Genomic DNA, 21,118 nt, shown 5'->3' with positions numbered 1-21,118 from the left:
TTCATATTCCCTGCAAACCTCTATTTTACTTCAGGCGTTATTCGTTGCCTACGCGTGTAGGCTGAGACCTTCATTAAAATAATCTCCCTCTGATATTTAATACTCTTTAGGATAAGTATTATCTTCTCCTCAGCCAAGGCAGGCTGAAATGAATTATTTCCATTGTCATAATGACGCATATTTAATGAAGGATCTTGTAATGAAAAAAATTATCGCCCTTGCGCCTGTCGCTCTGATGTTAGGTTTGGCAGGTCAGGTTCAGGCTGCAACTCAGGCTGATGTCCAGTTGCAAGGGTCTATTGTAGACACCACTTGTGAAGTGACTGCAAATAACGGTGCTTCTACTCTGAACGTCGGTTCTTTCTCTAAAATCGCTTTCGACGCAGCGAAAAAACAGATTGGTGAAGAACCACTGCTGGTGTCTTTGAAAAACTGTAGCAAAGACGAAGCGGGTGCTTTACAGGTCAGCGGTATCGTTGCGACCGGTAACGAAACTGTGTTCCTGAGCGACGTTGCTCAGTCCGCAGGATTCATGATGACCCGTGAAGACGGCACCACTCAAGTGACCAACCACACCAGCATCCCGGTTGTTGCTGATGCCAACGGCGCGCTGACCTATACTTTCAACACCGGTATGGCCGTGCTGGATAAGACTAACGTTGAGCCGGGTGCTTACCACGCGCCGATCAAAATCTCTTACGTGAGCAACTAAGCGTAAAGAACCTGAAGTACGGGACCCGTCGTAAGGCGCGAGCAGTACGGCAATAAGCGTCCGGAAAAGAGAGGTTCTATGAAACCTCTCTTTTTCATTTAACTGGCAGAGAACATTATGAAGTTTATTCACAAGTTAGGCGTTATTTTAAGCCTGGGGATATTATTGACCCCGCCAGCAATCGCAAGTATTGCGGTGGGTGCCTCCCGCATTATTTTTACGGCATCTGACAGCAGTCAGAGTATTGACATTAATAACCGATCTCATAATCAACCTTATCTTATTAATGTCGGTATTTCAGAAAGTCTCTCAGCGAAATCATCGAACAGCGTGTTCTTGCCAACCCCGGCGTTATTTCGCATCGAGCCTGATTCCGCTAATAAAATCCGGATCATGAAAAAATCCAATTCTCTGCCGGGTGACCGGGAGTCGGTCTTTTATTTAAATATTCTGGCGATCCCGACCGGTAAAACAGGTCAGGAAAATAATGACAATAAAGTCGGTGGCACCTTACAGGTGGCGACCGGTAATACCCTGAAGCTGTTCCATCGTCCGGATAACCTGCCGATGACGCAAAAAGAAGCAATGGGCAAATTGCAGCTTTCCAGAGCAGGCCAGAGCGTGAAGGTGTCGAATCCGACGCCGTATTTTATCTCACTCAACAAACTGACGATTGACGGCAAAAAGATCCCGCTCGATGTGATTAAAGGCACCAGCATGATTGCGCCTTTCGCATCAAATAATTATCCGGTGACAGCCGGGCAGGGCAAAGCCGAGTGGGCAGCGATTAACGATTTTGGCGGTGTGGAGACGTTCCGTGGCACGGTTAATTAAACAGGTTTCATCAGCACTTTTGCTGATTTTATCCGGCGTTTCTGCCGGTCAGGTACTGGCTGCCACCACTGACATTAAAGCCACGGTAATGGATGGCAATTGTCAGGTGGCGATCGACACGCCGACGCTCAAATTCGACACAAAAGATGTTACGCAATTTGCGACCGGTACCGCCGCCATTCTGCCACTGGCGGTCACTGTGAACTGCGAAGGAATGCAGGGCAAAACGCCGTCGCTGACTGTGTCCGGGGAATCCGCTCAGCTCAGCGACACGCAGCTGTTTCGCTCGGCCAGTTCAACGGCGAAGTACGTCGGTTTTATGCTGAAAAAAGGCACGCTGAATAACCTCAGTGATTTTTATAACGCGGCCGGTACGGTTGCGCCCGGTGATTCGGTGGCGATCACTCAGGACGACGGCACATCTGTGCAACCTTTCTCGGTGGGACTGGTGCGTAGCGCCGGTGATCCGCTGCTGACGGCGGGTGCGGTCAGCGCAAAAATCACCTTCGCCTTTATTTTCCCTTAACGCTTTCAACAGACAGACACCATGAAAAATCACATTTCTTTATCAGGACACCACGTTGCCCTGAGGGCTTCGCTTTGCCTGTGCCTGCTGGCGATGGCGGGTCACGCGGTGGCGGCAACAGAGGTGCAGTTTACGGCCACATTCCAGGCGCCGACCTGCCAGGTTTCCGCGCCGCCGGTGCTGGATTTCGGCGCGGTGCAGTCTTCCGGTATCCGCAGCGGCGACAGCCTGGCTAATCCGTTACCGCTGACGGTGACCCTGTCGCAATGCGCCGGTTTTGTCGGTGCGGTGCAAAAACCTGTGGTGAAAGTGTCGGGAACCGGCAACACAAGTTCCGGCGATTTTCTTTTCCTGCAACCGGCGTCCTCACAGGTGGTGAATTACGGCGTACGCATCGTGAACGCGACGGGTGATGTGGTGAACAACACCACGTTGCTGCCGGTGCCGCTGAACGCCACCAATTTTGACGGCGGCAACGTCAGCATTCCTCTGAAAGCAGCGCTGTCCTGTGGCACCAAATGCAGCGATGCCGCCACCAAAGGCGGCACGCTGAACGCCAGCGTCACCTTTGATTTCGCCTATCAGTAAGGGGTTTTCTGTGCAGTTTATTTCTCTTTTAGTACGCCGTGCCGCACTCATTTTAATGGGCATTGTGACGCTGATTCAGGGCGCTTTTGCCGCTGATGGGGGGATCAGCCTCAGCCGTACGCGGGTGATTTTTCAGTCAACCGACAGCGCCCAGACGCTGACCGTGCAAAACCACGGTTCCCGGCCTTATCTGGTGCAGTCGGCGGTCATCGGGTCACCGCAAGGCCGTGAAGTTGCGCCTTTTCTGACCACGCCGCCGCTGTTCCGGCTGGAAGAAAATAGCAAAAACACCCTGCGCATTTTGCGTAAGGACGATGCGGCGCTGCCTGCTGACCGTGAGTCGGTGTTTTATTTCACCGCGATCGCCGTACCGGCGATGACGGAACCGAAAGAAGCGGAAGACGCCTCGCTGGCGGCGCGGATTTCGGTGGGTATTCAGAACACCATCAAGCTGTTTTACCGCCCTGCAGGGCTGCCGATGACGGCGGAGGAAGCGCAGGGGCGTCTGACGTTTCATCTTCAGGACGGCAGCATCGAGGTAAAAAATCCGACGCCTTACTTCCTGACGTTTTCACGTCTGGCGTTTGATGGCCACGACGTGGCGGTGCGCGACGTTGTGCCGATGATCCCGCCATTCTCGCAGGCCAGTTATCCGGTGAGTGGTCAGGTTAAGCAGGCGCAGTGGACGGTGATTAATGATTACGGCGGCAACAGCCCGCTATTTTCAGCCGCTGTGCAGAACGGAGGGAAATCATGACGTTTTCGCTGAAAGTGCCGCTGCTGATTGCCGCGCTGGCATTGGCATTGCCGTGTGTTGCCGCGCCGGAACAGCCTTCCGGCCTGTCGATCAATCAGTTCCGCCTTGTGTATCCGGCATCGGAAACCAAAGGCATCACCTGGTCAATGACCAATAACACCCACCGTGCGTATCTGATGCAGTCATGGGTGCGGCCGCTGGATTTGGCCACCGGTTTACCGGCGACAGAACAAGACGATAAAGCGCCCGCCACGGCCATTCCGCTGCTGGTGACGCCGCCGTTAAAACGTGTTGACCCGGGTGAACAGCTCCAGCTGCGCATCCGTCTTACCGACATGACGCTGCCGCAGGACAGGGAATCAGTGTTTTACCTGTCGGTAAAAGGCATCCCGTCGGTGCCGGATAAAGACAACCAGACCGGCGGTCAGCTGGTGGTCGCGGTGGTCAACAACATGAAGTTGTTCTACCGACCGGAAGGTTTACCGCCAGGCGGCGTCACTAAGGCGTCTGAGCAGCTGCGTTTCAGCCTGCAAGGGGATGCGCTGGTGGTGGATAACCCGACGCCGTTTTACCTCAACTTCAGCCAGCTGAAAGTGGGCGGAAAAACCTTACCGGCAGCCGATCTGCGCAAGCTGGTACCGCCGAAAGGGCAGCAGCGCTATCCCGTCCCGGAAGGGGCGCGGGGCGAGGTGGAGTGGCAGGTGATCGGCGAAGACAGCCGGGTGACGTCCGTCCAGCGTAAGACATTGTAAGTCCGGGGAAATCCGGAACCGCTAATCATATATTACAGAGCAGGGAACGACCTTGAGTAAGAAATTGACATCCTGTTTAAGGACTAACGGAATGGCAGCCAGCACCCGCGCCTTCCCGCGCAAAACGCTTGCGCTGTTTGTATTAATGAGCTGCCAGAACGCGTGGGCAGCGGATTACTTCGATCCTGAATTGCTGTCGCTGGGAAGCGGCGCATCGGATGTCGATCTCTCCGCGTTTTCCCTGGCGGGCGGCGTGGCAGAAGGGAAGTATCCGGTCACTATCTTCGTCAACCAGCGTGAAGCGGTCTCCCGCGAACTGGTGTTCGGCAAAAACGCCCACGGCAATATTGCGCCTGAACTGACGCCGGAATTGCTCGGCGCGCTAGGTGTGAATGTGGATCAGTTGCCTGCATTTAAAGGCTTAGCGAAAGACAAACCGGTGGATGATCTGACGGTGCTTATCCCGCAATCCGCGGTGAAATTCGATTTATCCCGCCTGCGGCTGGACGTCAGTATCCCGCAGGTGGCGATGCAGCCGGGCAGTGACAGCCAGACGGATCCGTCACAGTGGGACGACGGCATTCCGGCGATGTTGTTTAACTACAACGTCAGTGCCGGTCGCAATGAGCAGACGCTCAACAGCGATACCCGCGTGAATAACAACCTGTTTGCCAACGTGCAGACCGGCGCAAACGCCGGTGCCTGGCGGCTGCGCAGTACGCTGACGCACAGCCACACTGATACTAGTGGTAGCAGCAGTAATAACGACAGTACGCATTTTTCCAATACCTATTTGTCGCGCGATATCCGTGACTGGCGTTCTCGCGTGACCATGGGCGAATCCAATACCGGCAGTGACGTGCTGGACGGCGTGCCGTTCCGCGGCGTGCAGCTGAATTCGTCCGAACAGATGATGCCTTCGCGTCTGCGCGGTTTTGCGCCGCTGATCACCGGCGTAGCCAGCAGTAACGCCCGCGTGACCGTGCGTCAGAACGGCTACGTGGTATATGAAACCTACGTCGCACCGGGCCCGTTTGAAATTAAGGATCTGTATCAGGCGGGATCCTCCGGTGACCTGGACGTGGCAGTGACCGAAGCCGATGGCAGCGTGCACAGCTTCGTGGTGCCGTATTCTTCCCTGCCGGTGATGCTGCGACCGGGCGCCATGAAATATGAAGTGACCGCCGGACGTTATGACGGCGGTACGACGCAGGGCTCACGCGAATCAGAATTCGTGCTGGCGACGCTGATTTATGGCTTACCAAAAAACCTGACGCTGTACGGCGGTCTGCTGGGCTCGCAAAACTACAGTGCGCTGAGCATGGGTTCAGGTATTTCGCTGGGCGATCTTGGCGCAATGTCTGTGGACGGCACTTTCTCCAGCACGAAGCTGGAAGAAGAAGATCGTCAGGCGGGCGGTTCATGGCGGGTGCGTTACTCCAAAAGCATGCTCACCACCGGCACGTCGTTTGACCTGACCGCGCTGCGTTATTCCACCCGAAATTATTACAGTTTCGCAGAATACAACAGCATGGGTTATGCGCAGAAGGATGATGTGTCGCCGTGGACGATGAGCCGCCGGCGCAGCAGTTTCCAGACGCAGGTAACACAGCAACTTGGGGATTATGGCTCTGTGAGCCTGCGCGGCAACCGTGATGATTACTGGGGGTCGACCAAAACGCTGACCAGCCTGTCATCCGGTTACAACGGCAGTTATCACGGCGTCAGCTACGGCGTGTATTACACCGTGGATCGCATGAAAGGAAACGGCGACTGGCCGGAAAACCGTCAGGTTTCCTTCAACATGAGCGTGCCGTTCAGCATCTTCAGCTATTCGTCTGCGTTGCAAAACACCTACGCCACCAGCCAGATATCTCATGACAACCACGGACGCACGCAGAATCAGGCGGGGATTTCCGGCAGCAACCCGAACGGCGCGTTGTCGTACAGCGTTATGCAGGGCTGGGGCAATCAGGATCAGGCCAGTAACAGCAACCTGAATCTAGGATATCAGGGCAGCAAGGGCAACGTTTCTGCGGGTTACGGTTACTCAAACGACATGCGCTCGATGAACGTCAACATGAGTGGCGGCGCGGTGGCCCATGCGCAAGGTGTGACGCTGTCACGTCCGCTGGGCAGCTCGGTGGCGCTGGTCAGCGCGCCGGGTGCGGAAGGCGTCAGCCTGTCTAATGGCGGTGGCAAAACCGATTCGCGCGGGTTCGCCGTGGTGCCGTATCTGTCGGATTACAGCCGCAACAACGTCGGTCTCGATCCGAGCACGTTACCGGACAACGTCGATTTGCCGCAAAACCAGAAAGTGGTGTACCCGACCAACGGCGCGGTGGTGAAAACTGACTTTGCCACGCGTATCGGTTATCAGGTGCTGATGTCCCTGACGCGGGCTGGCGGAGCAGGCGTGGTGCCGTTTGGTGCCACCGCATCACTGCTGGAAAACGCAGGTCGTGAGGAAATCACCGGCATCGTCGGCGATAACGGCCAGGTGTATCTGACCGGCCTGCCGGAAAAAGGCCAGCTGGCGGTGTCGTGGGGCAAAGGCAACGATAAACAGTGCCGCGTCAGTTATGACCTGAAGGGGCTGAAACCGACGGCACAAATGCCGGTTATTCAGCTGAACGGCGAATGCCGCTGATAAACGGCCGCGCACCGTTGCGCGGACTTAATGCACACCAATTTAAGGAGTAGTCATGACTGCAAGGATGTTATTGGGGTCTGTGGCTCTGATGTGGGGAATGAACTGCGCTGCACTCGAGCTGAAATCGGGTTATCAGGTGGTCAGTGACGTGGTCAACACCCGGCTGACGTGGACCGACGGCGATACCATTCCGGGCAATAAACCCGGCTGGTATTACTCACAAAACGTGGTGCCTTTTATGGCATCAGGTGTCGCGGGAACCGTGGTGGTTTCCCCCGTGCCGGTGCCCAGCGGCGAATGTGCGTCGATGTATCCGATGAAATCCTATGACGGCTATCGCGGTTATGAAATTTCTCCCGGCATTCTGATGATCCCGTTCGGTTCTATATCCGGCCAGATTGTCATTAATTCCGGGACCATGAACCCGAACGCCACCGGTGGCACGTTTATCCCTAACGGTGCGCCGGATCTGAACACCGTGTCGTCCGCGTCATGGGACAAATCCGGCAACGGCAGCGGCGACGTCAGTATTCGCACCGACTGTCTGGGGGTGATCACCACCTTTAATCAGTCGTTTGGCGCGGTGGAAATGAACAGCGGAGGCGGCTCGCAGTCGGCGATGGGTTACGGCGTCTATGTACAGCCGGGAGCCGCCAAAATGGCAGCAAAAACCGTCTATGCACAGGCCGCGCGGGGCTACCGCTGGAACGTCACGCCGGCGACCTTTGACCGGCGTATCCTGTCGCTGGCGTGGAGTGGCATGGACTGTACGGTGAATTCAACGCCTGCGATTGCCTTCGGTGATGTCACGCCGGATGACCGCAAGGTCGCGGTGAACGCCTCAGTGGATGTGACGTGCAGTAATCCTTCCGGCACCGCGTTGCCGGTGTCCTATTCGGTGCTGCCCAAAACTCAGGCCGGTGACCATTTCAGTATCCCGATGATGTCGGACAAAGGCGTGGCGGGCGGCGATGTACGTGGTTTTATTGGTGCATCCGCGACCACAGAAGCCGGTTGTGCAGACCGCAATTCCTCACTGCCGATGGACGGCACCAAAGTCAGCCTGCACACGGTCACTACCAGCACGAACTGGTCTGATCCACTGGTCTGGGTGTTATGCCCGCGGACGACCGCAGAACCCGGTCCGGCCACGGCGGCGGTGACGCTTGACATGAGCTGGTAATCAACCACATCGAGCCAGATTTTAGTCTTTACAAAATTGTTGATATAGGGAAAAAGATGTCTGTTTTTAAGCGTTTTTTGGCGCAAGCCTTTCGTCGATGCGGGATCACCTGCATGGCCGCTACTGCACTGTTATCTTGCCAGGCGGCATTCGCGGTGAATCTTCCGCAGGGTTATACCCGTCTCGGCACCTGGACGCCGACCATCAATGGTACGGCTTTCGGACCTTACGGTGCCTCCACCGCTCTGACCTATGGATGGGGCTGGAAACTGTCGGCCTGGCAAACCACGCCAAATGACAGCAATGGTGCAACCTGCTCAATAGCGGGCCTGCCATACACCACGGTTGACGGTTGGTCGGGATACGAGATCCAAAAGGGCGTGCTAATTGTCCTGACCGGCAGCCTCAACGCGACGACCATTACGGCGACGCCGACCGGCAACGCCAACGTGGTCACCGACACCTATTCCGCCACCTGGGACAGTAAAGGGGCCATCATCACTGACTGGCAGACGCCCGGCACCGCGTCGCATTGTGCGGCGATAAAGCGTCCGATCAGCGGCAACTTCTTCATTCTTGACGGGTCTAGCACTTCGATGAATGTTTCGTACGGGGTGTATGTTTCACCAGGCGTCGCGGCAGGCCCGTTGCCCACAACCTATCTGCAACTGCATAAAACCAGTGGAAACAACAGACAGTCGCTGCTGAGCTTCAGTAATCTCGTCGTGGCCAGCACGCAATGTTCGATGAACACAGCGGCGGTCGTGCCATTCGGTGACGTGACGCCGGGTCAGGCAACGGACGGCAAGGGGATTGCGGTGCAGTCTTCGCTGAATGTGAACTGTACTAACGACGCCGGTACCAGTGCGGATATCACCTATTCTGTGACGCCGAAAACCCAGGCAGGCGACGATTACACGCTGCCGATGATCTCGACCACAGGCGGCGGTATTGCGGGGGATATCCGCGGCTTTATTGGCGCAAACGCCAGCGCAGAGGCCGGATGTACCACCAAAGGCTCGTCGATGCGTATGGATAGCAGCAAAGCGGCGCTGCGCACGGTGTCTTCCACACAGTCGTGGTCTGATAATCTGGTATGGGTATTGTGCCCGAAAACCACCGCAGAGCCCGGCACTGCCACGGCAGCCGCCACACTTGATGTGAACTGGTAAGCACAAAGGCACAATGGATCGAAAAAAGGCGGACTGCATCACAGCAGGCCGCCTTTTTCGTTATCGGGAAGCGTTTGCGGGAAGAGTAAAACGGGACCAGATCAGCGCAGGGGAAGGGCGTGCATAAGCTGATGGAAGAAAACCGAAGCCTCGACCGGCTTTGAGAAGAAATATCCCTGAAAGTGACTGACGCCCAGGGTGGTGAGCTTTTGTCGCTGTGCGTCTGTTTCCACGCCTTCGGCGATGGTCAGGCAGTGCAGTTCCGTTGCGACGGCAATAATGTTGCGCACAATCGCTTCTTTTACCGGGTCGGCTTCAACACCGGCCGTGAACATTTTATCGATCTTGATATAGCGCGGGCGAAACTGCATCAGATAATGGTAGTTAGCATTACCCGTTCCAAAATCATCGACAGAAAGATCAACGCCCAACAGTGCGAGGCTTTTGCACAGATCTTTCACCAACGTCGTATCTTCAACCGCTTCTCTTTCGGTGATTTCCAGCCCGATACGTAAATCCCGCTGCGCCGTATCCCTTTTGAACGCTTTGCAGAGATTCACAATGGCGTGATTTTTAAAATCTGCCGCAGAGACGTTAAAGAATAACGTGGTCTCAGGGCGACAGATAAATGCCATCGACATCACAGTGCGGGCGACGGACTGAATGCCTGACTCTGTGATGCGGGAAATAAGCCCGTTTTTCTCGGCAAGCGGAATAAAATAGTCAGGAGATATATTTCCAAGCGCGGGATGGTGCCAGCGCATCAATACTTCGCCCGCCACCGTTTCACCGGTTCGGGCATCCACAATGGGCTGAATAAAAGGCATCAGCTGGTGTTTATTGATGGCCCTGCGCAACATAAAAAGCAATGCGTGCGGCTGCGCCAGAGTTTTATCCGATAATGCAGATAACAGGGCGGATTTAAATGTCCGTTTAAAAATACGCATGGCGCACCGTAAGGTAATAACAGGACATGAGGTTTTAAATCATACCGTTTAAACATTCTATAAACGATCGCCCGTGAACGTGATATTTCAGACGGGAACTACAGGCGTAGTCATTGACGCACATAAAAATAATCTGAGGCCGATGTTGATCTTTTGTTAAGCGTGTAAAATCTGCCGGACGTGAACGAAATATTGTGGTGAATTCTGCAAGGTATTTTCACTAAGAAAAATCCATTTTTGAAATTATCCTAAGTTTTGGCTATCAAACCACTGCGGATTTTAACGTAAGGCTGACTCTGCGGCGTGGTGATAAGTGCCGCGCAAAGATTATATATTGGTGGTTTGCACTATTTAATGCGGTAAAGTGCAGTCTGATGTCCTTTCGTCATGAAAAATTAAGATGAATTGAACGTTTTTAAATTGAAAGAAAATTCCTATTACTTTAGTAGTGTCAAAAATTTGTGGTTTCTGTAAATTTTATAAAAGGAAATGAAGCGAATTACTGACAGTTAAATAGGGTAAAAGGAACTACGGAAAGGGAATTTATATGGACTTATCAGACTCCGTGATTTCTGATGATTATTTTTTTATCTTCGGCTTCAGCGCGTTATTATCGCGGGAACTGATTGATGAGAATTATTATATCGTCGATGTGGAGACCACCAGTTATGCGCAGGTGACCGATTCTGTCTGCCAGGGACGAAAGATTTTCGCTTTTATCTCCAATGATGTGGATTATTACGCATTGCAACATCTGGAGAATGTGACACTGATTGACCGGCGCAGTCCGGTAAAAGAAGTGCTGTCATGTTTACTGGTGAATAATTCACGTTTTAATTATCACGTGAAATATAAACTTTCTGCGCGGGAAAATGAAGTATTGACCTGTATGCAGCAGGGGCTGGATACGCAACAAATTGGTGAGCGATTGGGGATGAACATGAAAACGTTTTATGCCCATCGCACCCGCATGATTAACAAATTACAAATCAGCAATCGTATTACGTTATACAAAAATATTGCCAGACACAGAGCAATAAGCTGACGGCGTAAGGCGCGGTACTACGCCGGGATCCCCATTCTAAGGACGGAAAAGCAGGTGGCATCACTCATTTTTATTTCAATAAAATGGAGCTGTCTCAATGAAATCAATTCATCATATTCCCCCGCATGAATTCTGGTACCAAACCCCGGCAGGCTGGGCCTCTGAAGCAGGGGGCACGGCCGGCGGCGGCGAAAAACCTGAGCTTTCCTATTACGTCACGAATATCGGCGAACTCCGGCAGGCCATTGAGGAGTCCGGCGACCGTCCGAAACGCATCTGGATTGGCGGGCTGATTGACGCCAGCGGCGGCGTGCCTTATCTCAACCGTCAAGATCAGTCCCGGCGCGGCAGGATATTTATCGGCAGTAATACGACGCTGATGGGTATCGATGAAAATGCCCGGTTCGTTGAAAGCGCGTTGATTATTCAGGATGTCAGCAACGTTATTATTCATAATATTTACATCGAAAATCCTGTCGACGTTGATCCTCAGTTTGAAGAGGGCGATGGCTGGAACGCGGAATGGGACGGGCTGAGTATCATTCGCGCCCAGCATGTCTGGGTCAGCAATGTGACATTCAGCGACGGGCGTTTTACGATGGACATGTATAAAACCGTCGATGGCTGGAAATACGTCCAGCACGACGGTTCTCTGGATATCAAACGTGCCTCGGATTACGTCACCGTTTCGCACTGCGTTTTCACCCTGCACGATAAAACGATTCTCATCGGCCACAGCGACAGCAATGACGCAGAAGACGCCGGAAAACTACGCGTGACCTTTCACGACAATCTGTTTATTCGTGTGGTACAGCGCACACCGCGCGTGCGTTTCGGCAATGTTCATCTGTTTAACAACGTGTTTGATAATGATGTCGCCGATCCGATATACAAATATCAGTACAGTTTTGGCGTCGGAAAAGATTCCAGAACGTTGTCCGAACTGAACGTATTCAACGTGAAAGGGCAGACGGTTGCTTGCAGATTGTTCAAGGGGTTTGGCGGCGAATATTTATCCGATTCGGGCTCGGTATTTAACGACACAACAGCGGATTTAAGCGCCTGCGGTTTTAACACTACATCCGTCGTCAGGCCGCCGTATGACTATTTCCCGCAATGGGATCTGACGCCGGAGTTTGTCGATGCGGTAAAACGTTCTGCGGGAAACTTGCTGGATTACCGCGTTTTGGTGTAAAAAAAATTGCCCTGCGATCCACATGCAGGGCATTTCTTCCTGGCGACGTGCTAATGCATCACTCTCCCAATTCAACCTCCACCCGATGTTCAACGCCATCATCGTTGAGTGGGATCTTGTCACCGGCAAGTGGAGTGCCGTCCAGCGTGACGCCATATTCTCCGGTACTGCGGCGGACGGTGATCAGATAACGGCTGCTGCCCTGCTGGTAGGTGACGGTGATTTCCGGCCAGTCCTGCGGAAGTTTGCTGTGGATCGAAATGGCGTCGCCGTGGCGGGTGATGCCGAGCAAAGATTCGGTGATCAGGCGATACGTCCAGCCTGCGGAGCCGGTGTACCAGCTCCAGCCGCCGCGCCCGCTGTGCGGATCCACCGAGTAAATGTCGGCAGAAATCACGTAAGGTTCGGCTTTGTAACGGCTGACGGCCTCCGGCGTCAGACTGTGATTGACCGGGTTAATCATCGACATCAATTGCCACGCGCGTTCGGTGTTGCCCTGTCTGGCGAACGCCATCACCGCCCAGATGGCCCCGTGCGTGTATTGCCCACCGTTTTCGCGTACGCCCGGCAGATAACCGCGAATGTATCCCGGATTCGGCCCGTTGCCGTCGAAAGGCGGCGTCAGCAGTTTGATGAGGCCCGCGTCACTGTCCACCAGATATTTGTCCACCGACTGCATGGCGCTGGCAGTACGTTCCGGCGTGCCTGCGCCGGAAAGCACTGACCAGCTCTGGGCGATGGCGTCTATCTGGCACTCCGCATTGACATGTGAACCCAAGGTTTCACCGCTGTCGAAATAACCGCGCAGATACCATTCGCCGTCCCAGGCATGATCATTGAGGTTTTGTTTCAGCTGCGCCGACTGTTCGCGGCACAACGCGGCGGTGGCGGCATCCTGACGGATGTCCGCCAGTTCACCGTAACGTTGCAGCACATCATAGAGGAAGAAGCCCAGCCAGACGCTTTCCCCGCGTCCGCCCAGACCGACCAGATTCATGCCATCGTTCCAGTCGCCCGCGCCCATCAGCGGCAGACCGTGTTCGCCCATTTTCAGGCCATGTTTCAGCGCGCGTATCCCGTGCTGCCACAAGCTTTCGCGGGTTCCGCTGACCACCGGTTGTTCGTAAAACGACTCTTCGCCCGGTGCCAGTAAACGCGCCTCAAGATACGGCACCTGTTCTTCTGCAATTGCGTGATCGCCGGTCACCGCGATGTAATGGCTGATGGCTAGCGGCAGCCACAAATAGTCATCGGAGCAGCGGGTGCGCACGCCGTTACCGGTTGGCGGGTGCCACCAGTGCTGGACATCGCCTTCGATAAATTGCCGTGAAGCACACAGCAGGATTTGCTCACGCATCCGTTCCGGTGCCGCGTGAGTCAGCGCCAGCGTATCCTGCAACTGGTCGCGGAAACCAAACGCGCCGCCAGACTGGTAATAACCGCTGCGCGCGAGGATCCGGCTGGCGAGGGTCTGGTAAATCAGCCAGCCGTTGGTCAGCAGATCGACAGATTTATCCGGCGTCGTTATCTGAATTTTATCCAGCACCTGATGCCAGTGGTGATGAATTCTGTCCAGTTCAGCCTGCGCGGCACCTTCCTGGAAGAATTGATGGATCAGGGCTTCAGCATCACCGGCGTTTTGTCCGAGACCGAGGGCAAAGATAAAGGTGCGCTGGTCGCCGTCGATAAGCGTGGTGGCCGATTGTACCGCACCGCACGGGTCGAGCATCGCGCCGGTTTTATCCGACAGGCGCTGGTTTTTCATGGCAGCGGGCGCGGCCGTTGAACCGGTGCGGCCGAGGAATTCACGACGGTCGCCGCTCACCGAGCAGTGCGCGCCAGTCACGGCGAAAAAGGCGGTGCGCGGTGAGCCGTTGCTGGTGTAATGGTTGGTCGCCAGCACGCCGCAGCCTTGTGCCACATGTGCCGCCGAGGTGACGATATGCATGGCTGATTTGGCGCGTAAATCCGCCATCACCCATTCGGCATAACCGGTCACAGACAGCCTGCGTGGCCGCCCCGAGACGTTGGTCAGCGTCAGCATAATCAGTTTCACCGGCGCATGTTCAGCCACTAAAACCGTCATTTCGCTGCTGATACCGTGCCCGGTGTGTTCGAAAACGCTGTAACCAAAGCCGTGACGCGTGACATAGCCGCCGTTGCCGCGTACCGGTAACGGTGCCGGTGACCAGACGCTGCCGGTTTCCTCATCGCGCAGATAGAACGCTTCGCCGGAGCTGTCGCTGACCGGATCGTTCTCCCACGGCGTCAGGCGGTATTCGTGAGCATTTTCAAACCAGGTGTAAGCCTGTCCGCTTTCTGAAATTACCGAACCGAAACCGGCATTCGCCAGCACGTTTGACCACGGCGCAGGCGTATTCTGGCCTTCGTTGAGCACGATCTGATATTCACGTCCGTCCGGTGAGAAACCACCCAGTCCGTTGAAATAGGTGAGGTCACGCGGTGGCGCGGCGACCGGCGTATTGTCTGTGACGGTGCGCACCGGCAGCAGCGCTGGCAGGGCGACATGCGGCAACTGCATGCGCAGATTGAGCTGATCGGTAAGCGATCCGCGCCGGTCGTCGATCACCACCCGCGCCACGCTCATCAGCAGCGTGCGGTCTTCCTGCGTCAGCTGTTCGCCATTGCGGACAAAGATTCCGCCCGGAATGTCGGTCTGACTGGAACCCGCGCCGGAAGCGACCAGACTGAGGATCTGATTTTGCAGCGCCTGCTGATAGCCGCCGGAGTCATTGCATAACAACACCAGATCGACCTTCAGCCCTTTGAGACGCCAGTAGTTGTGCGCACGAATGAGTTGCGTCACCAGCCCGATATTTTCATCGCTGGTCAGGGTTAGCAGCACGATTGGCAGGTCGCCGGAAAGCGATTGTCCCCACAGCCCTGACTGTCCACGCCGGTTTGCGGCTACGGCCTGCGCGTCGCCGCGTAGTTCCTGACTGGCGAAAACCAGCGCACCGGCCAGGCGGTTATACAATCCCGCGTCGTCTTCGGTGGCATTCAGCTGGCGCAGCACCACCTGACTGTGCGACCAGGCGATTTCGAATACCCTGTCTGCGATATGATGGTCACGGTATTTTTCCAGCAACATCAGGCTTTGCAAACGGGTTTCGGAAATACCGTACACCATATCGATAATCACCGGCACGCCCGGTTTAAGGGTGATGCGCTGGCGGATAGACATCACCGGATCCAACACTGCACCGGCGCTGTTGGTCAGCGGTCCGGCCTGACGCAAGGCCTGCGGACTGGCGGGCGTATTGCCGCGTCCTATAAAGGCCGCGCGGTCCGTTTCAAACGAGGTTTCCCGTTCCACAGAACCGTGAATAGCCATCATATGGAACATCCACGGGCACTGTTCTTCCGGTTCGCGCGGACGGCGGTGGCACAAAATCCCTTCCTGTGCGGGCACCAGTTCGGTCTGGACAAACAGATTACTGAAGGCCGGATGCGCGGTGTCATTGGCGGCTGGCGCCAGCACCACTTCGGCGTAAGTGGTAATTTCCAGCTCGCGCGGACGGCGGCCATGATGCGTGACAGTCATACGACGGATTTCTACGTCATCCTCCGGCGAGACCACGATGTGGGTTTGCATGGTCAGCGAACCCTGCGTGCGTTTAAATTCTGCGCCGAAATCGTTCAGCACCGCATGATACGTGCCTTTTTGTTTGCCGAGCGGCTGCCAGGTATTGCTGTACACCGCGCCGGACTGCGGATCGCTGAGATAGCAGAAAATTCCGCGGTTATCGCGCGTCGCATCTTCCCGCCAGCGGGTCAGCGTCAGGTCTTTCCAGCGGCTGACGCTCCCCCCGGCCTGCGTCACCATCAGGTGATAATGGGTGTTTGACAGCAACTGAATTTCAGGTGAGGCACTGCTGGTGTCGGTGAATTCACGCAGCTCAATGTTCACTTTTTGCAGCGTGTTGTCATGAGATTCAAAGTGGCGACGCGGACTGTAAAGCTCGACGGCATCCGGTACCCGTTCCTGCAACAGCAGGCGGGCAGACTGGAACGCGGCATTGGCGGCAAAGCGGGCGGTCATCGGCGCGCCGAGCAGCACGTTGGCCAGCGCCAGGAATCCCATTCCCTGATGGTGAGCCATGTAAGAGCGCACCACGATGTAAATCTGGCCACGGATCAGGCGTGACGGGCTGTAATCCAGCGCGTCGTAAAAACCGTATTCCCCGCGCGCGCCGCAATGTTCCAGCACAGTGAGATTCTGACAAGCTTGCTGAGGGCGGATCATCAGCGCCATCATGGTGGCATAAGGCGCGACCACCATGTCTTCGCCGAGACCGCGTTTCAGCCCCAGACCGGGTACGCCGAACGCGTGATACTGGTAATTCTGGTTGAGGTCAAATGCTGCATAGGCGGATTCAGAAATCCCCCACGGCACGTTATTTTCCTTGCCCCAGGCGATTTGCCGGTCAACGGCGGTCTGACACATCTGCACCAGCAACGTATCCGGATAGGCCGGCATCACCAGCTGTGGCATCAGGTATTCAAACATCGACCCGCTCCACGACATCAGCGACGGCTGTTTTTCTATCACGGTAAACAGGCGTCCGAGTGCAAACCAGCTTTTTTGCGGCAGCTGATTGGTGGCGATAGTGACGTAGTTGGTCAGACGGATTTCAGACGGCAGCAGATCGTATTTTCCGCTGTCCATTTTGTGCGCGTCGCAGTTATATCCGACGGTCAGCAGATGGGTGTTTTTGTCGTACAGGAAACGGAAATCCATGTGCGCATGGTCGTTAAGGCGCTGTTCCAGCTCGCCGATAATGTCCAGACGCTGCCGCGCCAGCCCGATAGCGCGGGAAAGCGACGCAGCGGAGCGGGCATCCTGCTGCGCCAGCCATTGCAGCGAAGGCAGCAGCCCGTTTTGCACTTCCGGCGACAGTTCAGCGTAAAAATCTGACCATGCCTGCAAACCGGCATCCAGTTGCTGCGCCAGCCGTTGCAGCCAGCCTTCTGCAGTGGCGGGGATCAGCGTACGCATTTCGCGCAGATGCAAAATACTTTGCTCCGTTTTTTCGCCAGCTGCCTGTTTCAGGCTTTCGCGAAGTTTTACCACCAGCGGCGCATCGGCCGGAGTTTCCGCCATATTCAGCGTGTCTTCCAGACCTTTCAGCCACGCCGGTATATTGACCGCAGGCTGCGTTCTCCACAGGCGCAAACCGGTGCTCAGCGTCAGTAAATGTCCGGCCAGATTGCCGCTGTCCACGCTGGAAATATAGCGCGGATTGAGCGGTTCGAGCGTGCGTGTGTCGTACCAGTTATATAAATGGCCGCGATAATGCTCGAGTTTATCCAGCGTATCCAGCGTCAGGCTGGTGCGTTCCAGTACTTCGCCCTGCGTAAGATAGCCGAAATCCCACGCGGAGATATTGGCCAGCAGCGACAGCCCGATATTGGTCGGCGAGGTGCGGTGAGCAATCACCGGCTGGGGAATTTCCTGGAAGTTATCCGGTGGCAGCCAGTTTTCGGTTTCATTAACGAAAACTTCAAAAAAAGACCAGGTCTGGCGCGCGGTCTGGCGCAGATACAGCTGTTGCTGGATATCCAGATCCGGCACTGCGCGGCGCGCAGGCTGACTCAGCCAGCAAAGAACACGCGGTGCGATAAACCACAGCAGACCGAGCGGGACGGCAAATCCCAGCAGCGGCATATGTGACTGTGCAGCCAGCAGAATGACCGCCACGCCCGCCAGCGGATTGGCCCACATCCGGCGGTAGAAATATTCCGGCGCATGCGCGCGGGATTTGGCGCTGATATTAACGCTCGCCCATTCATGTAACTTGCGGTGACTGACAGTGAGCCGCCAGAGTGTAAGCAAAATCGCCTGCACTGAATACACGGCTTCATGGGGCAGCGTCATCAGATTCAGCAGCACGCGGGAAATCCGGCTGACGGTGGCCGAGGCGACGCTTTTCAAATGCGGGACCAACGCCCGGCGCGGCCCTTTGTTAAACAGATCCAGCACCAGCGCCACCAGTACCGGGAACAGCAGCATCACGGCGATAAAACCAAGCCAGTAGAGTTTGTCCGGCACCAGCAGCAATGCGCTGAAAATCAGAACCAGCAGGGCAGGCGCCACCAGACTGCGGCGCAGGTTGTCGAACAGTTTCCAGCGCGAAAGCATGGTCAGCGGATTGCGGCAGCGTTTACCATCTTCCTGCGTGACATAAAATCCCAGCCAGTTGAGCAACTGCCAGTCGCCGCGTATCCAGCGGGTTTTACGCGCCACATCGGCCAGATAATGATCCGGATATTGTTCGTAGAGCACCACATCGCTGAGCATGCCCGAGCGTGCGTAACAGCCCTCCAGCAGGTCGTGACTGAGTACCAGATTTTCCGGGCAGGTGTTGTCCGTTGCGCGGATGAACATATCGACGTCATAAATCCCTTTTCCGACAAAAGAGCCTTCACCGAATAAATCCTGATAAATATCGGATGACATCGACGAATAAGGATCATTGCCCGGTACGCTGCTGCACAAGGCGGCATAGCGTCCCTGACCGTTTTCCGGAATTTCTTCCGCCAGCCGTGGCTGGAGAATCGCATAACCGGACACCACGCGCTGACGCTGTTCGTCATACACCGGATGATTGAGCGGATGCGCCATCGCCGCGACCAGCTGATGCGCGGTTGCGCGAGGCAATACGGTATCGCTGTCGAGCGTAATGACATATTTCACCTGACGCAGATGCGCCTGCGTGCTGCCTTCAATCCGCGAGAACGGCTCGCCTTCATCGCGCAGCCAGCGGTTAAGCGCATTGAGCTTGCCGCGTTTACGCTCATACCCCATCCACACGCCCTGTGCGGAATTGAGTTCGCTGTCGCGATGCAGCAGCGTAAACAGTGCGCCCTGCGCCGAAGGATAACGGCGGTTCAGCACCTGAATATGCTGCGCGGCATACGCCAGCAGTGCATTATTATCCGCATTCTGCGGGTTCGGGCTGTCGTGAAAATCACTGAGCAGCGCGAAATTCAGGTTCGGTAACGCGTTGCCGAGATAGCAGACTTCAAGGCTGCTGATCAGCGCCTCGATATTTTTACGACTGCCGAGCAGACAGGGGATCACCACCAGTGTGCTGGCGGTTACAGGAATACCCCCGGCATATTCCAGACGCGGCAGCGGTTGCGGCGTGCGGCTGCGGGTAGTGATTTCACTGAGCAGATTGAGCGCAAACTGGCTGGCGACCAGCACTACCGGTATCAGCAAACTCCACCACAGCCAGTGCATAGCCGGATGCGCCGAGCGGTAAAGCGCATCGGCGGTAACGGCGGTGGTCAGCAACAGCAGGCTGCCGAGCCATGAGAGCAGCGGCGTCTGACTCAGGCGGCCACGCATGCGCGTCACCCAAGAAAATCTGACGCTGAGGTCTTTCTCAAGCGTCTTGCGACCGGCATCAATCAGGTAATAACCCACATGGTGTTGCGGAACCGCCCCCTCCGCCTGTTGCGCTAAGGCAACTGCGCGGCTGGCGACAAAGGCTTCGTCGTGGCGGGAATTGCGTGAAAGACGTTCGATCTGATGGCGGTAATTATCGCGGGTATCGAAGTGCATGGAGGCGTAAATACCGGCGGGATCTTCATGGAGGATTTTCTCCACCACGCTGAGATTTTCGGCGAAATCTGCCCAGTCCATTTCGGTCAGTTGGCGTAGTCCCATAATGCTGTTACTGACTGAAAGCTGGTTGGCCGCCAGTTGCTGATTAAATTTGTCGATCACTTCCCGCTGGGTTAGCCCGACTTCGCTCAGACGCTGTTCCACCCAGGTCAGCGGCAGCGCCAGAATTGAACCGTGGCCCTGCAAACGGCGGACCAGTTCGGCAACAAACGCGCTGGTACGCGGCGGATTACTGCGCGCCATATCGGCAATCACAATAATCTGACTTGCGGGATCGTTCTCGGCGCTGTCCTGCAATTTGTTGACCCAAAAATCAGCCAGATTGCGCTCCTGCTGAGCATTTGCCACTTCGATACTGACGCGGCGCAGGTTCTCTATCAGCGCAAGACGCAGCATCCCTGGAAACGCCCACAATTCGCCGAGTGTCAGCTGTCGTACACTCTGATACGTGGAGAGAAAACGGGTCAGCGTGGTGATGTCCCACAGGCCGTCGCTGTGACTGACCACTTCTGTAGCAATATCGTAAATGCGCGGACAAAAGTGCGGTGCGCCCAGAGAGGGCAGGCCTTTACCGAAGTTTTTCGGCAATAACTGGCGGACGACGCGGATCTGTTCTTCGATCAGGTAAAAGTTATCGAGCAGCCATTCTCCGGCGGGCGTAATACTGGCTTTCTCGCCACTGCTGAGGATAAGGCAACTGCGGGTCAGAACTTTTTCGTTATCGTCGAGGCGTTTAAGCAGGTAATAGGGCAGTTTTTTACCGGAAAGCTTATGCGAGAGAGCCAGCTTACCGCCAAAACGTTCCATCTGATCGGCCGAGAAAAGTTCGGCACGAATAGGCGCGGGATTTTCCAGCGCACTGGCCCGATGACGTCGGGTAATGACCGGAGCTGGAGGTGCTCTTTTACTTTTAAACCAGTTAATCACAGCATTTTTCACGTCGTCATACCTTACGCGGACCCGAAAAGGCAGTTGCCTGGGCTGCGATAAGAGTTCACATGAAAAGAAAATGGGTAGAGGGCAGGGAGGCAGATCGGATTTGTCGCCGGGCGGGCGTCTCCCCTGAGCTTAGTCTTTTTTGAGGCGGCGCGTGGGTTTAG

General features: G+C 55.5%; 13 protein-coding genes. 11 read left to right on the top strand and 2 right to left on the bottom strand.

What is annotated here, in order from left to right; genetic code table 11:
• Positions 1–199: 199 nt before the first annotated feature.
• The 9 genes from J1784_RS07825 (at position 200) to J1784_RS07785 (ending at position 9,177) form a co-directional block, all read left to right on the top strand.
• On the top strand, positions 200–712 hold the full coding sequence (locus tag J1784_RS07825) for a fimbrial protein (protein ID WP_217148714.1): 513 nt from the start codon (positions 200–202) through the stop codon (positions 710–712).
• A 117-nt stretch (positions 713–829) separates the two neighbouring features.
• On the top strand, positions 830–1,546 hold the full coding sequence (locus J1784_RS07820; RefSeq protein ID WP_217148713.1) for a fimbrial biogenesis chaperone: 717 nt from the start codon (positions 830–832) through the stop codon (positions 1,544–1,546).
• Positions 1,530–2,072 carry a fimbrial protein gene (locus J1784_RS26480; protein WP_238485442.1) on the top strand — a complete coding sequence of 181 codons (543 nt, stop codon included), beginning with the start codon at positions 1,530–1,532 and terminating at the stop codon, positions 2,070–2,072. The genes J1784_RS07820 and J1784_RS26480 overlap by 17 nt, the downstream gene beginning before the upstream one ends.
• Before the next feature lie 21 nt (positions 2,073–2,093).
• Entirely contained in the window at positions 2,094–2,660 is a 567-nt protein-coding gene (locus J1784_RS07810) for a fimbrial protein (protein ID WP_217148712.1), read from the top strand.
• A 10-nt stretch (positions 2,661–2,670) separates the two neighbouring features.
• Positions 2,671–3,417 (top strand): fimbrial biogenesis chaperone, encoded by a 747-nt coding sequence (locus J1784_RS07805; RefSeq protein WP_217148711.1) that lies wholly within the window; start codon positions 2,671–2,673, stop codon positions 3,415–3,417.
• Complete coding sequence (locus J1784_RS07800; protein ID WP_120509478.1) at positions 3,414–4,169, top strand: fimbrial biogenesis chaperone; 756 nt, start codon at positions 3,414–3,416, stop codon at positions 4,167–4,169. Before J1784_RS07805 ends, J1784_RS07800 begins: the two co-directional genes overlap by 4 nt.
• 91 nt (positions 4,170–4,260) lie before the next feature.
• A complete protein-coding gene (locus J1784_RS07795) occupies positions 4,261–6,819 on the top strand; it encodes a fimbria/pilus outer membrane usher protein (protein WP_217148710.1) in 2,559 nt (852 codons plus the stop codon).
• Between the two features lie 55 nt (positions 6,820–6,874).
• A complete protein-coding gene (locus J1784_RS07790) occupies positions 6,875–8,005 on the top strand; it encodes a hypothetical protein (RefSeq protein ID WP_217148709.1) in 1,131 nt (376 codons plus the stop codon).
• 113 nt (positions 8,006–8,118) lie between these two features.
• The gene (locus J1784_RS07785) at positions 8,119–9,177 is read left to right on the top strand and encodes a hypothetical protein (protein ID WP_217148708.1); all 1,059 of its coding nucleotides are present in this window, start codon (positions 8,119–8,121) and stop codon (positions 9,175–9,177) included.
• A 101-nt stretch (positions 9,178–9,278) separates the two neighbouring features.
• On the opposite strand, the gene J1784_RS07780 is transcribed toward J1784_RS07785, so the two are convergent.
• Positions 9,279–10,124 (bottom strand): EAL domain-containing protein, encoded by an 846-nt coding sequence (locus J1784_RS07780; RefSeq protein ID WP_217148707.1) that lies wholly within the window; start codon positions 10,122–10,124, stop codon positions 9,279–9,281.
• Positions 10,125–10,671: 547 nt separating this feature from the next.
• Between J1784_RS07780 and J1784_RS07775 the strand changes: the two genes are divergently transcribed.
• The gene (locus J1784_RS07775) at positions 10,672–11,169 is read left to right on the top strand and encodes a helix-turn-helix domain-containing protein (RefSeq protein ID WP_217148706.1); all 498 of its coding nucleotides are present in this window, start codon (positions 10,672–10,674) and stop codon (positions 11,167–11,169) included.
• Positions 11,170–11,266: 97 nt separating this feature from the next.
• Complete coding sequence (locus J1784_RS07770; protein WP_217148705.1) at positions 11,267–12,364, top strand: pectate lyase family protein; 1,098 nt, start codon at positions 11,267–11,269, stop codon at positions 12,362–12,364.
• A gap of 58 nt (positions 12,365–12,422) precedes the next feature.
• On the opposite strand, the gene J1784_RS07765 is transcribed toward J1784_RS07770, so the two are convergent.
• Positions 12,423–20,957, bottom strand: coding sequence for a glycoside hydrolase family 94 protein (locus tag J1784_RS07765; protein ID WP_420803959.1), 8,535 nt, complete (start codon positions 20,955–20,957; stop codon positions 12,423–12,425).
• Between the last annotated feature and the right edge of the window lie 161 nt (positions 20,958–21,118).

Source organism: Rahnella ecdela, from assembly GCF_019049625.1.
GTDB lineage: Bacteria > Pseudomonadota > Gammaproteobacteria > Enterobacterales > Enterobacteriaceae > Rahnella > Rahnella ecdela.
Note: the sequence above shows the minus strand (reverse complement) of the source record. Positions and strands in the feature narration are given on the sequence as shown.

Coding starts and splice junctions, on each gene's coding strand:
- J1784_RS07825 (WP_217148714.1), top strand. CDS start 200: ATGAAAAAAATTATCGCCCTTGCGCCTGTCGCTCTGATGTTAGGTTTG.
- J1784_RS07820 (WP_217148713.1), top strand. CDS start 830: ATGAAGTTTATTCACAAGTTAGGCGTTATTTTAAGCCTGGGGATATTA.
- J1784_RS07810 (WP_217148712.1), top strand. CDS start 2,094: ATGAAAAATCACATTTCTTTATCAGGACACCACGTTGCCCTGAGGGCT.
- J1784_RS07800 (WP_120509478.1), top strand. CDS start 3,414: ATGACGTTTTCGCTGAAAGTGCCGCTGCTGATTGCCGCGCTGGCATTG.
- J1784_RS07795 (WP_217148710.1), top strand. CDS start 4,261: ATGGCAGCCAGCACCCGCGCCTTCCCGCGCAAAACGCTTGCGCTGTTT.
- J1784_RS07790 (WP_217148709.1), top strand. CDS start 6,875: ATGACTGCAAGGATGTTATTGGGGTCTGTGGCTCTGATGTGGGGAATG.
- J1784_RS07785 (WP_217148708.1), top strand. CDS start 8,119: ATGGCCGCTACTGCACTGTTATCTTGCCAGGCGGCATTCGCGGTGAAT.
- J1784_RS07780 (WP_217148707.1), bottom strand. CDS start 10,124: ATGCGTATTTTTAAACGGACATTTAAATCCGCCCTGTTATCTGCATTA.
- J1784_RS07775 (WP_217148706.1), top strand. CDS start 10,672: ATGGACTTATCAGACTCCGTGATTTCTGATGATTATTTTTTTATCTTC.
- J1784_RS07770 (WP_217148705.1), top strand. CDS start 11,267: ATGAAATCAATTCATCATATTCCCCCGCATGAATTCTGGTACCAAACC.